At 36.9% G+C, this 13297-nt stretch carries 14 protein-coding genes; 7 read left to right on the top strand and 7 right to left on the bottom strand.

Annotated elements, in window-relative coordinates; genetic code table 11:
- Positions 1–6: 6 nt before the first annotated feature.
- Positions 7–819 (top strand): AraC family transcriptional regulator, encoded by an 813-nt coding sequence (locus tag AC1DDK_RS06170; RefSeq protein WP_172660136.1) that lies wholly within the window; start codon positions 7–9, stop codon positions 817–819.
- Between the two features lie 5 nt (positions 820–824).
- Here the strand turns inward: AC1DDK_RS06170 and AC1DDK_RS06175 are convergent, their stop codons facing one another.
- Complete coding sequence (locus AC1DDK_RS06175; protein WP_172660137.1) at positions 825–1922, bottom strand: PAS domain-containing sensor histidine kinase; 1098 nt, start codon at positions 1920–1922, stop codon at positions 825–827.
- Positions 1923–2382: 460 nt separating this feature from the next.
- Between AC1DDK_RS06175 and AC1DDK_RS06180 the strand changes: the two genes are divergently transcribed.
- A complete protein-coding gene (locus AC1DDK_RS06180; protein WP_172660138.1) occupies positions 2383–2994 on the top strand; it encodes a YdeI/OmpD-associated family protein in 612 nt (203 codons plus the stop codon).
- Positions 2995–3058: 64 nt separating this feature from the next.
- On the opposite strand, the gene AC1DDK_RS06185 is transcribed toward AC1DDK_RS06180, so the two are convergent.
- The gene (locus AC1DDK_RS06185; RefSeq protein ID WP_337716807.1) at positions 3059–3547 is read right to left on the bottom strand and encodes a DinB family protein; all 489 of its coding nucleotides are present in this window, start codon (positions 3545–3547) and stop codon (positions 3059–3061) included.
- 128 nt (positions 3548–3675) lie between these two features.
- Here AC1DDK_RS06185 and AC1DDK_RS06190 point away from each other — a divergent pair, with 128 nt between their 5' ends.
- Positions 3676–5442 carry an ABC transporter ATP-binding protein gene (locus tag AC1DDK_RS06190; protein ID WP_337716809.1) on the top strand — a complete coding sequence of 589 codons (1767 nt, stop codon included), beginning with the start codon at positions 3676–3678 and terminating at the stop codon, positions 5440–5442.
- A 53-nt stretch (positions 5443–5495) separates the two neighbouring features.
- Positions 5496–6407, top strand: a complete 912-nt coding sequence (locus AC1DDK_RS06195; protein WP_172660141.1) for a bestrophin family protein — start codon at positions 5496–5498, stop codon at positions 6405–6407.
- Here the strand turns inward: AC1DDK_RS06195 and AC1DDK_RS06200 are convergent.
- The 5 genes from AC1DDK_RS06200 to AC1DDK_RS06220 form a co-directional block, all read right to left on the bottom strand.
- A complete protein-coding gene (locus tag AC1DDK_RS06200) occupies positions 6385–6891 on the bottom strand; it encodes a hypothetical protein (RefSeq protein WP_337716811.1) in 507 nt (168 codons plus the stop codon). The two genes, AC1DDK_RS06195 and AC1DDK_RS06200, sit on opposite strands and share 23 nt — an antisense overlap.
- Before the next feature lie 4 nt (positions 6892–6895).
- Positions 6896–7756: a hypothetical protein gene (locus tag AC1DDK_RS06205; RefSeq protein WP_337716813.1), complete on the bottom strand. Its 861-nt coding sequence runs from the start codon at positions 7754–7756 to the stop codon at positions 6896–6898.
- A complete protein-coding gene (locus tag AC1DDK_RS06210; RefSeq protein WP_337716815.1) occupies positions 7753–8688 on the bottom strand; it encodes a hypothetical protein in 936 nt (311 codons plus the stop codon). The genes AC1DDK_RS06205 and AC1DDK_RS06210 overlap by 4 nt, the downstream gene beginning before the upstream one ends.
- A 79-nt stretch (positions 8689–8767) precedes the next feature.
- Complete coding sequence (locus AC1DDK_RS06215; protein ID WP_337716817.1) at positions 8768–9232, bottom strand: hypothetical protein; 465 nt, start codon at positions 9230–9232, stop codon at positions 8768–8770.
- A gap of 11 nt (positions 9233–9243) precedes the next feature.
- The gene (locus AC1DDK_RS06220; protein WP_172660146.1) at positions 9244–9567 is read right to left on the bottom strand and encodes a magnetosome magnetite crystal formation protein family; all 324 of its coding nucleotides are present in this window, start codon (positions 9565–9567) and stop codon (positions 9244–9246) included.
- Positions 9568–9731: 164 nt separating this feature from the next.
- Here AC1DDK_RS06220 and AC1DDK_RS06225 point away from each other — a divergent pair, with 164 nt between their 5' ends.
- The 3 genes from AC1DDK_RS06225 to AC1DDK_RS06235 all read left to right on the top strand — a co-directional run bounded on the left by AC1DDK_RS06225 (position 9732) and on the right by AC1DDK_RS06235 (position 13290).
- Positions 9732–11525, top strand: a complete 1794-nt coding sequence (locus AC1DDK_RS06225; RefSeq protein WP_288879193.1) for a helix-turn-helix transcriptional regulator — start codon at positions 9732–9734, stop codon at positions 11523–11525.
- A gap of 105 nt (positions 11526–11630) precedes the next feature.
- A complete protein-coding gene (locus AC1DDK_RS06230) occupies positions 11631–12206 on the top strand; it encodes an RNA polymerase sigma-70 factor (RefSeq protein WP_172660148.1) in 576 nt (191 codons plus the stop codon).
- Between the two features lie 76 nt (positions 12207–12282).
- A complete protein-coding gene (locus AC1DDK_RS06235; protein ID WP_288879194.1) occupies positions 12283–13290 on the top strand; it encodes a FecR family protein in 1008 nt (335 codons plus the stop codon).
- Positions 13291–13297: the final 7 nt, after the last annotated feature.

The following is a 13297-nucleotide window of genomic DNA, read 5'->3' on the forward strand; positions in this document are numbered from 1 at the left end:
TAAACCATGGCACATCAGATAGAATACATACACGATGATATTAAGAGATCGTGCTTTGAAGACCAGTTCTTCAAAGCCGATGTGCTGTTTGAAGACCATTTGCTGGTATGGATCATCTCGGGAGAAACCAGGATCGTGCAAGCCGATCAGACCTATGTGTTTGGAGCAGGAGATACCCTGCTGTTTCCGCGTTACTTGCTGGCTACGGTTCTCAATTATCCTAAACATGGCTTGTCTCATAAATCGGTAGCCATGCACCTTAAGCTGGAGCGGCTAAAAGACTACTATAATAAAAATGAGCCCCAGTCCCAGGGAGAACCGATTCCACCTCCTAGCTTTCGAACCTTTGAACAACATCCATTATTAAAAAGCTGTCTCTCTTCACTAATCCCGTATTTTGAGCTCAAAGAAAAACTACCTGGCGCCATCGCTTCACTCAAAATAGAAGAGGCTATCCATATCCTGAGAACTATCGAACCCAGTATTGACCATATGCTGGCCAACTTTGCAGAGCCCGGAAAGATTGATATCGCTAATTTCATGGAAAAAAATTATATGTTCAATATGCCGATGGAAAAATTCGGTTACCTGACTGGACGTAGCCTGACAACGTTTAAGCGCGATTTCAAAAAAACTTTTCAAACCACACCACAGAAATGGCTTACTCAAAAAAGACTGAAACTGGCCCATTATCAAATCAGAGAAAAAAAACGGAAACCCTCAGAAGTCTATCTGGAAACAGGATTTGAAAATCTCTCCCATTTTGGTTACGCATTTAAGAAATTTTTTGGCTACGCACCCACAGAGGGATTTAGGTAATAGGGCTAATCCTTAAAAGTGAGCACAAATCTAACTCCCTCGTTTACCTTGCTTTCTACATCAATATGGCCTCCTAAACTATTAATGTGGTTATATACCAAATAAAGGCCAATACCTTTGCTATCTGTATGATTGTGGAATGTTTGATGTAGCCCAAATATCTTGTTTTTACATTTTTCCATATCAAACCCCAGGCCTTTGTCTGAAAAAATCAATTGTCGGGCACCATTTGTTTTTCTGGTGGCAATATAAATATCAGGGTGTGAATCTGGTTTTGCGTACTTAATGGAATTAGTGATCAGGTTTAGAAATATGCTGTCCATATAAACTTTGTTGAAATTGATCGTATCAAATTCAGAAAAATCAATTCTAATAATAGCTCTGGAGCCTAGTATCAATGAATTTATAGAATGAAACACCCCGTTCAGAGAATGATGAAGATTCAGGTTTTCTGTGGGCACATGAACGCTTTTTTTCTGACTGGCCGCATCCAGGTAATAATTTAAGGTAACCTTCAATTCCTCTGTTGTTGATTGTAATATATTGATCAGATTTTCAGTTTCTTTATCCTGAATTGTAGAAGTATCCAAAAGACTAAATATTGCAAGTAAGTTATTTACAGGTGCCCTCAGATCATGCGAGGCCATATGAGTTAAATGCTGCAGCTCTTCATTAATCTTTGATAGGCTGATCAAAAGTTTATTCCGTTCTTCTTCAAGTTTCTTTTTGTGTGTTACATTTTTGGCAACCGCGTAAACCAGTTTGGATTCAGGAACAGGAATTGAAGTCCATGACAGCCACACAATTTCGCCTTTTTTAGTGAGGTAGCGGTTTTCGAAATTTAAGAGTGGAATATTTTTCCTGAGGTTGTTCCTAAGTTCTTCTGTAATGTTCTGGTCTTCTTCACAAACAAAATCATTAATAGGTCTTGAAAATAACTCTTCATCACTATATCCTAACAGTTTAGAAACCGCAGGATTGATTCTTTTAAAGTATCCATCAAATCCGGCGATACACATTAAATCCTGAGAAACTTCAAAAAAAGGTTCGCTATCAAAACTCTCTACAGAAACTCGATGCTGGTTATTTGCTTTAGGTATCATACGGCCAAGGATCGCTTTTTCTGAAGTTAATAGCTGTTAGTTATACTAAATCTACTAAAGTTTAGCTGTTTGTTCATTTTATTCAGTAATAAATTTTCTATTTTCTGCTCCGCATAGAGGGGGATATGCTTATTTATCTGATAATCATTAGATTCTGCTAAAGAGGGGTGACGAAAAATAATTTATTTGGGTTTAAATATCTGCTCACTGAAACCTCCTGCTGGGCAGAATTAAGACAGAATCAAGTTCAATTCGGGTTTTCTTCGGAAAATAGGTACCTTTTTCCGAAGCAGTCTCGAACCAGTGTTAACGTTGGTCTTATCAATCTATGAACGAAGTTACCCCTTGCTTAGTCTGATTGAAACAAAAGTTAGATTATAATTTAGAAGTATATAAAATTTGACTTTAGGGGTAATTTCATCATCTTTATTTAGCAAACTACTTACACCTTACTTTAAAAATGCCACAATTCAATCCAAAATTCGATGAGTATTATGCAAAATCAGCAGATTTTGCAAAGCCTATTATGGAATATTTACGCCAAATAATCCATGAAACATGTCCGGATGTTGAGGAAGTAATTAAATGGGGTATTCCACATTTCGATTACCATGGCGATATGATGTGCATCTTTGCTGCCTACAAAAATCACTGCTCATTCAGCATTTGGAAAGCAGCATTAATAACTAATCCAAAACTGAAAGAGAACATTAAACCTGAGCAAACAATGGGAAATATGGATAAAATCAAATCCCTGTCAGATTTGCCGGACAAAGAAACATTGATCGCGTATGTAAAAGAGGCGATGGCTTTAAATGAAAATGGAATAAAAATAGTAAAACCGAAAGCTGAGAAGCCCAAAGTTATTCAAGTACCAGATTATTTTAGTGAAATACTGGAAGCAAATCCACCGATTAAAGAGATTTTTGAAAGCAAATCACCTTCATTTCGGAAAGACTATTTAGTTTGGATAATCGATGCAAAAACAGACGCCACTCGTCAAACCAGAATAGAACAAGCCTTAGAATGGATAGCCGAAGGCAAAGGCAGGTTTTGGAAATATAATAAATAATCCAAACCCCATGTATTGTCTGGTTCTGCCTTTTTTTATCCTGATCCATAATATGTAAATTAAACTAAAATCTGATAATATCTGTATCCGGAGGAGTATGCCCAAGTAAGCGGCACATAATCATAATTTGCCCTTTATGATGAAATTCATGTGTTAAGACATGGGTAAAGACCTCCAGGGTAGTAGCCTCCATCTTTTTGCCCGAAATTATTCCGCTGATCACTTGGTTTGGGTTATTACCAAATTCATCAATATAAGTTAAAATGAGGCTGTCGGCTTCTTCAAATAAGGTTCTAAGCACCCTAAATGAAGAAACGTTGTAATCCTGATAAGTATCAATGTTAAGTTTTAGAGAGAAATTGCCGATCCAATGGCAATATACTCCTGCAATATGCAATAACATTTTGCCTGGAGAGAAGCCATTAAATTGGTCCAATGGGCTGAATACTTCCTCTTTTAATTGTGTCTCTAAAAAATCGAGCACAACAGTCCTGGAACTTTTTACCAGGACATATTGTTGTCTTAGTAATTCTTTAGCCAATATTGATGTCATGGAAATAAAATTACGATTTTTTAGTAATTTAGATACTTTCTGGCATTGGTCCTTATTTCTAAAATGCAATAGCCAACATTCATGGCAGCAGATGTTGGGGGTTTAAAGTGTAACATTAATCGATTATTATGAGGATACTTTGGAAATACCTTAAGCCGCATCGCACGCTTGTTTTTTTATCTTTAATACTAGCTGCTGTAGCTCAATTACTCAGCCTGGTTGATCCTGTAATATTTGGAAAGATCATTGATGAATATGCCACAAATAAGAACCACTTGTCTGAAACTGAACTGATAAATGGGATTTTATATTGGTTACTAATAGCACTTGGCATTGCTGTGGTGGCTAAACTATGTAAAGCTGCTCAGGATTATATAACCCGCAAAGCTGTTGCACGCTTTGGCATGAATATATTCAATGATGGCCTAAAGCAAACCTTACGCCTCTCATTTCAGGAATTTGAAGAGAGCAGAAGCGGAACTACGCTTTCTGTTCTGCAAAAAGTGAAAACTGATGCAGAGCGTTTTATTAATTCCTTTATCAATGTTTTGTTTTCTTCGCTTGTAGGAGTTGGCTTTTTAATATGGTATAGCATAAACAAGAATTGGCTTTTGGTTCCCGTTTTCTTTGTAGGAATTGTGCTTCTTGGGTCGCTTACGGGCTTAGTCTCTAAAAGGATAAAAGGGATTCAACGATCAATAAACAGGCAAACAGATAGCCAGGCTGGGGTTATTACCGAAAGCTTGCGAAATATTGAGTTGGTTAAAAGCCTTGGGTTAACGTTTCCTGAAATCAGGCGACTGAATGAACAAACATTGAAAATATTTGAGTTGGAAATGCAAAAGGCCGGCAAGGTAAGTTTCTTGTCTTTTTTGCAAGGGAATATGCTAAACTTGCTAAAGCAATCTATCCTTTTCATTCTCTTGTGGCTTATTTTCAGGAAAGTACTTAGTACCGGGGAGCTTATTGCTATGCAATTTATTTCTACGGCTATATTCACTCCTTTACAAGACCTTGGTAATATGATTGTGCTTTATAGAGAGGCAGATGCATCTTTAAAGAGTTTCGACAGGCTGATGAATAAACCCGTAGAGCAACGTCCTGAAAATTCAATTGAGATTGGCAAACTCGAAAACCTGCAGTTTGATAATGTCGTATTCCGTCATAGAACGGCAGGCTATAATGCCATCGACGGCATTTCATTTAAGATTAAAAGAGGGGAGACAATAGCCTTTGTGGGCCCGTCTGGATCAGGTAAGTCGACGCTGGTTAAGTTGCTGGTTGGATTGTACGTTCCTGTTGATGGACGGATCTTTTTTAACGATGTACCTTCAACCCAGGTACAATATAATCCGCTTAGGCGGCAAATAGGCTTTGTAACACAAGATACACAGATGTATGCTGGTTCTATTAAAGATAACCTGCTCTTTGTGAATCCAACGGCTACGGATGCAGATATTAATGATGCGCTGGAAAAAGCTTCAGCTTCTGGATTGGTTGCCAGAGCATCTCATGGGTTAAATACCATCCTTGGAGAAAGTGGTATGAAGTTGTCTGGCGGAGAAAAGCAAAGATTGTCTATTGCCAGGGCATTATTACGTCAGCCTCAATTACTGATTTTTGATGAAGCTACTTCTGCATTAGATTCGCTAACTGAAGAAGAAATTACCACAACCATAAGGGAGATATCGGATAGCAGACAACAAATGACCATATTAATTGCTCATCGTCTTTCTACCATCATGCACGCAGATGTTATTTACGTTCTTGAAAAAGGGATTATTTCGGAAGCCGGTACTCACGATGAACTATTGGAGCAAAGAGGACTTTATTATTCCATGTGGCGTCAGCAAGTAGGAGAAAGAAGAGAAATTCGCAGCTCAATAGATGTGTAGTAATTAGACGTATAATAGTTAAAAATATCACAGAAAATTAAAAGAAGATAAAAATGCTAATTGAACCAAACATACGGTTAAGCCGTATTCTTAGAAATACATGGCAGGTAGATATCATTATGATTATATCCTGCACAGCAGCCTATCTCGTGAGGACAGTTTTAATCAGGCATCATTTTGAAATTCCTTCCATTATCCCTGCTGTTTTAGGTACAGCCATTGCTTTTTTTGTAGGTTTTAACAACAATCAGGCATATGACCGCTGGTGGGAGGCCCGGAAAATATGGGGTTCTCTGGTGAATGATTCCAGATCATGGGCAAGAAGTATCATTAGCTATATTTCCCAAAATGAAACTGATGATCAACAATATGCTGCGCTAAAGAAACGAATGGTATATAAGCAAATAGCGTTTTTATATGCACTCAAAGCAAAACTTAGAGATGCCGTTGATGAAACCTATAGCCAGTATCTTGAACCGCATGATATGGAGGAAGTAAAGTTACATAGTAATGTTGCTAATGCAATTTTGATGCAGCAATCCAGAGCCCTGCAGCTTCTCGAAAAAGGAGGAATGATTGATGGTTTCCGTTTTATTGAAATGAATCAGTTGCTTGTAAAATTTTCTGACGAGATGGGTATGAGTGAACGCATTAAAAATACCATATACCCAACCGCTTATATTTATTTTACCAAAGCATTTATATGGCTTTTTGTGGTGTCGCTTACCCTGGTCATCAGCCCTTTTGCCGGGGTGTGGTCTATATTTTTAGGGTGGTTAGTAGGCTTTGTTTATGTGTCTACTCAGATCAATGGGATGAGCTTGATGAATCCTTTCGATAATAATTCTGCAGCTGTTCCATTAAATCAAATTACGCGTACTATAGAGATCAATCTACTGGAAATGCTGGGTGAAACAAATATACCTGAACCTGTAAAGCCGATTAATAATGAGTATGTACTTTAAGATGGTGAATAAAACTTTCTATAGCCGACAGAACTTCTGTTTCAAATGTTTCTTGTCTTCTTCTGCTTTTCTTGTTACTGCCAAATGATTGGCTTATGGCGTAGCTGTTGCCATATTTATTCTGTTTTTTTGATAGCGCATAATGCAATAAGCAATCTTCTTCTATACGTAGTATGAAAGCCTCATCAAAAGTTATGATCTGGCGCGTATACAAGCCAGGGATTTTGCAGTAGATGTTTCTGGTAGTCTGATCAAATATGTAGGTCACGTTAAAGTGAAACAGAAAATCGTACAATGCAGTAAATCCACATAACAAGCCTATAGCAAATATCCCCCATTTGGTTTCATAATTCAAATTAAGTGTGGGTATCATAATAAATGTTATCAAAGCAACAACGGTAAAAAGGATAACTTTCCATTTATAATCTCGTTTGGGTTGAAAACTTAATCGATCACCTTTTATTTTTAGGTTATAATTTGCCATATGTTTAATCTTGTTTAAAGTTTTTTAATGTTCCGTTAGGTTCGAAATCAATCGAATAGCGTTCCCGGGTTCCATTTATTGTTCCGGGAAACCAGCGTATGCGGCCATCCCAGAAAGACAGGTATACATGTGTTGTTGGTTTTGCACCTTCTACCTGTAATACCTTTTGATTATACGCTTGCAATACTGTTAGGGCAGAGGAAAAGTTGATTTGGTTTAATGGGACCAACCGACGTTCTATATTGCCGGAAGTTGTTTGTATAGGCTTTGGGGCGGACCATTTGCCATTTTCGTATTCATAAGCATCTACATATTTTGGATTTTCGGGATGTTGCAACATTAACCTGATTCGTCCATCGCCATTAAAGTGAACAGACTGATATATCTGTATTTCTTTGCCGGCATACTGAGGCAATTGTATAAGCTCCCTTTCTGCTCTTTCCAATTCTGCTTTAGTAAAAAAAGCTTTTTCGCGTTTTGTTTTGGGTTGGGGTGTAGGTATAGTATTGACCTTTTGTGACATGTTAATGCTTTTCAAAAACTCATTTACTTTTTCCTGTATCTCTTTACTGTTGTTACCTGTTTTGTTTTTTTGCAATGTTTCCAAATCCTTAAAAAGTACTGCGGCTTTTTCTTGCATACCATTAGCTTTAAGGGTATCGCCGTTTATAATCATTTCAGATTTTTGTATTTGCTGCGTTGTGGTTGTAGTGAAACCTGTTGTCGACTGTTTCTGCGCCTGGCGCTTCAAGGCAGCATCACTGGGCTTAAAAGTTTCGTTCACACTTTTGTTGATCTGCTTACAGCCTGTTAGTAGTAAACAGCCAATGATCAATGAGCTAGCTATGATGTTTAAGGTCTTCATATTATTATGCTTAACTCTTTTAAATCGCTGGCAAAGGCTACCCGTTTGGGATCTTCCTCGAGGTAAAAAATATCCACTTCTTTTTGACGTGTGCTATCCAGATCTAACAGGTCTACTATTTTTTTTATACTAACACCATGACGTTGATTTTGATGGTCTGTAAATTCAAGCACAAACTCAACCACGGGTTGCTCGTTTATGTATGTTCCAGTTTGACTGGCCTTGAGTAATCTGGCTGTTGCCGGCAATCCTTTGTACTTTATTACAAAATCATTTTTAGGATTTTGATTGGCAAATTTTGACATCAATCTTCCAAGAAGATTAATATTACCCAGGTTAAGTATTAAGGCACAAACCAGGAGCGGATGATAAAAAACCATAAAGCGCCATCCCATGCCTTCACTTTCTGTTTGATAAGCAAAGCAATAATAACCGGCTATCAGAGCTGCAATAACAAGCAGGGTAATATGAAGCAAGAGAAATACATTCCCTTTAACACTTACCTGGAAGCTGGACAGAACCATATAAGGATAATCGTTTGGATTTTGATCGAGAACCAATTCTACATTCTTTCCCGCCTCAAACCTGCGTTCATAAGGGGTTTTGTCATTTACAGTTATCTTTTCTTCAATTTGGGTACCTACAAGGTTTTTAAATGATAAATTAAGCTCATAAGTACTGTAGTTGACCTTTGGGTTTGATTTGTCAATACTAGTAAGAATCCTGGCCTCCCGCTTTATGCCGGTATTTTTAAGGTGCTCTATTTTTCTTTTTATAGAAAGAGTCCGAAGTATCCATTTGTTGTAGTAGCCTGTCAAAAGAATAATCCAAATAATGATAGATAAGACTACAAGGCCCAGAGCAAGCCAGGGATTTCTTGTTGCTAATTCTGGCGGATAACTATCACTCTTAATACTATAGTATAAGATCATGGGAAAAGGTATCGCATAAAATAATGCGAACAGTTTCCAAAATATAAAGAAGCCTTTACCCATAATACTTTCAGTTTTGTTAATCAGGTAAACCCATTATGATATACAGTTCATCATTTAATTTTTGTAATGGCTTTGCCGAAAAAAAACATTGGCGTAGAAAAATGTTTTTTGTTTTCCTGTTTTTTTGCATTACCAAAATACCCGATACGCCTAGTGTGATAAAAAGACTTTTAAGCTTGGAGACTAGAAAATGATCAAAATCATCGAAACTGTAGGTGATGGGTGCACTAAAGAAGAATGCTTTATAGTGAATCTTACGGTCTACCATATCAAAGCTTATTTCTGTAGTACTTCGCAATATGCTCAATATCCCAATTACAGCCAGAAACACAGCGAATACTGCAGCACCTTTCGTACTCGCATATATGAGGTTAAGTACCATTATGGCAAAAATTATTGCAGCCATGGTATAAAAAAAGCCTTTTTGCACTTTTAGATGATAAGTGCTGCCTTCTTTTTCGAAATATTTAAATGTTTGCATAATTATTCCAATTAACCAACGAAAGCAAATTTGTTTTCAAACATTTTACCAATTATCGGCAAAGGCTTTTGAGCACCATTAGCCGCATTGATAATTCCAATAATCCATAATATCAAAAAAACAAAGCCAAATACACCTATAAAAGATAAGGCAGGTATAACCATAGCTACTATATTTAAAGCAAGGCTAAAAATAATGTTCACAAGTGCCAGACCTAATGCTTGTCGTAAATGATATTTAAGCATTGAATCTGCATTGTCTTTTCCCTTTAAATAGGCCACAAGCCAACCAATAATGGTGATGTAGGATACGATAGATAGTGTTTTGTTATTCATTTTGATAGTATTTTGTTGTAAAATTATTTGATGTAAAGTTGCACTCTTACTCAAAGTTTTACCAAATTCAGGCTTACTACAAAACGCCTACATTCAAGTTGCACAAGCGTCTACAATATGTCTACATGAAAAAATAGATAGTTGATTTATATTAATTTTACTTTATGAATTATTTAAGGCACCTATTGTTTTTTGTAGCTGCGGGTTTGTCATCTTATACTGCAATAGCACAAACACCTGCTCAGCTTATTCATTCGGCTGAATCACTTCGTATCAATGAAAATTATAAAGCAGGGCTTGTTCAGGGGAGGCTTGCTGTTAATACTGCCTTAAAACTGAAAGATTTTACTACCGCAACCAGGGGCTATGTTGTTCTTGCCAATATTTACGCCAATATGCAGGAATTTCCATTGTTAAAAAAAATGAGCGATTCTGCCATGGTTACCGCAAAGCAGGCGCATGGTTCTTCAGCTATTGCCTATGGTTATTATGCCCAGGCTTTTTTATACAAGAGTATCGATAATGCCGAACTTTCCATGAAATATGGCCAGATGGCACTTAAGGAACTAGCAAAAACTCCGGATCATTACATTCTGGCTAAAATATATTACTTGTTATACGCTTTAAATACCCGCTGGAATAATGTGCCCAATATAAATCGGTACGCTCGCTTAGCCACAGAAAATGCCTTGCTCACTCAAGATTACAATTTACTTGGTAATTGCTATACCGCTTTATCCATATCAGCGGATTATAATTATAATGCTTCCAAAAGTATCGGCCAGCGAGATAGCATCCTCTTTTTCTTAAAGAAGGTAGAGGAGATATACGAGCAGCATCCGAAAGAAATAGCAGCAAAGACTTATGGTATTGCCTGCATTAATATTGCAGATTATTACTTGAAAAATTTTGCAGAAACAGATAAAGATGCGAAAGCAAGTGCTATTCAATATGCTAATAAAGCTCAGGAAGTGATGAAAGATGCGCCGAATGGCGAAGAAATTATAGCCAGCGGTTTGGGTATTCTAAGTGAGTATGCCATGCGTGAAAAAAACTTTCCAATGGCTGAAAGTTATTTGATGCAGGCTTATAGCATGATGCAGGCGCAGGAAATTCCCTATTATTATACCCTGGTCAATGTGGTGAGCTCGCTTTCCAGATTGTATGAGCAAACTGGAAACGACTCCATGGCATTAAAATTCCAGAAGAAAGTAACAGAATACAACGGTAAACTTTTTGATCAAAAACAGGCATTAAACGCGCAAAAGCTGGAAATTCAATACGAAGCCGAAAAAAAAAACAATGAAGTGATCCTGTTGCGGCAAAAGGAAAAGTATAATCAGGTACAACGGTATCTATATATAGGTATTTCGATTATTTCTTTATTGGGCCTTATTTTTATGTTCCGGGCTTATCATTTCCGCCTGCGTTACTCTTTGCAACGTGAAAAGCAATTGCATTTAGAAAAACAAGAGGCCGAATTGCAAACAAAATTAGATAAAGAAGAACAGCTGCGGCTACGGGCAGAGCAACAACTGCTGGAAACCCAACAGCAACAATTGCAAAAAGAAATGATGGCTAATGTGTTGCAACTGGAACACAAGAAACAAGTGTTTTCACAGATCAAAGAAAAGTTAAATGATAGCCAGGAGTTGAATATCAATAGAATATGGAATGAAGAGTTATTGCTGGACAATGATTTTAATGATGCAAAGATGCATATTCAACAAGTACACCCCGACTTCTTCGGCCTTCTGAATGAAAAAGCGCAGCAAAAACTCACTCCGCTTGATCTAAAGCTTTGTGCTTACCTGCATTTGCAAATGGACACAAAGAAAATAGCCAGCATCCTTCATATAGAGCCCAAAAGCGTACGCATGAGTCGTTACCGGATCAAGCAAAAACTGGGATTGGGTAAGGAAGATGATTTGAATATTTTTTTACAGAAACTAGGGTAATCCTTGTAATTTAAATTCACATTTTTCCCCCTTAATTAATTGTATTTTTTTAGTTACTTTTAGCGGCTGTGCCAGGTATCTAATGGCTGGGAACTGATTTTAACAATGGGTAATTATTCAAAACATACTGATGAAGAACTAGCTTTGTTGTTGAAACATGCTGGCCCGGATGTTTTTAAGGAGATTTATGATCGGTATTGGGATAGGTTACTTAACGCAGCTTATAAAAGGGTTAAGAACACCGAAACCTGCGAAGAAATTGTACAGGATGTTTTTACAAAACTTTGGACAAATAGAACCTCACTCCTATTTACAACAGGCCTTGGTAACTACCTGTATACGGCAGTTAGGTATAATGTAATAGACCATTACAGAAAACACGCTATAAGGGAAAATTTTATTACTTCAGAACAGGTTCAGCTAAAACTCGACAACTCTACCGAAGAGTACATTTTTCTTAACGATTTGAAAAAACACATTGATATGATGATCGCTAAGTTGCCGGTCAAATGTCGTTCTGTTTATCAGTTAAGTAGAATTGAGTTTAAAACAAATAAAGAGATCGCATCGGAACTTAACATTTCGGAAAAAACGGTAGAAGGCCACCTTACAAAAGCGTTGCAAAGCTTACGGGTAACAATAACTGAACTTATGCCCATCTTACTATTTTTTATAAAATAAATTTAGATTTACAGCAAGGGTTCTGCAGTTGTTAAACGACATGTTAAATAAGTAACCACATAGAGTTTAACGTAGTATGAACAATTTACAGCTTTCCAAATTATTGGAAAATTATATCAATGGCAATTGTACGCCTGAAGAGGTTTCAATGTTAAATCATTGGTATGATCAATATCAGGATAGTCCTAATTTTGTTCAGGATTTATCAGAAGAAAATCAGAAACTTTTAAAGAACAAGATTTTTTTAAGCATCGTTGCATCTACAGATCAAACAGATAATCCTGATTTACCAGAAATACCAACGCCTAAAATTGGCATATGGTGGCTTAAATATGCAGCAGCAATACTGCTGATAGTTTCTGTTACTTTCTTTTTTTGGAATAAATCGCTGCTGTGGAACAAAAAAGAACAATTGTCCAGTCAGCAAATTCACCTGGTAAATAAAACTGGTTTTATCATTAAAAAAATACTGCCAGATCAAAGTGTTGTTTATTTAAATCCTCAGGCAAGTCTTACTTATCCTGTTGAATTTAAAAAGGCATCCAGAGAGGTGATTATGGAAGGAGAATGTTTCTTTGAGATCACTAAAAATCCAAATCAACCTTTTATAATCAATAGTAATCATATCATTACCAAGGTATGGGGTACCAGCTTTAGGATTTCTGATTCTAAAGATGGAAGCTCTGCCAATGTAATTGTTGTAACCGGTAAGGTATCTGTAAGTAAAAAGGGCGCCAACCGTAAATCAGATGATGAGGTGTTTTTACTGCCGAAGGAAAGCATCGTTTTTAAAGGAAATAAAAATCTGCTTTATAAAGAAAAGCACGCAGATATGTCTTCTGTTGCGATCTGGAACCATGTTGATTTGTCTTTTAGTGATAAAAACCTTTCAGAAATAGTGAAGGTTCTGAGCTCGGAATTTAATACTGTTATAAAAGTTCAGGATGAAGAGCTCAATAAAGTAGTGATGAATGCCGATTTAACTGACTTAAATCTCCCTGATGTGTTAGAAGTGCTTAAGGCTTCGCTAAATCTGGAATACCATATTGACAATGATATTATCGTAGTGACCAAAAAGAATTAACCAAAAT

The sequence above is a fragment of the Pedobacter sp. 05T44 genome, from assembly GCF_056395985.1.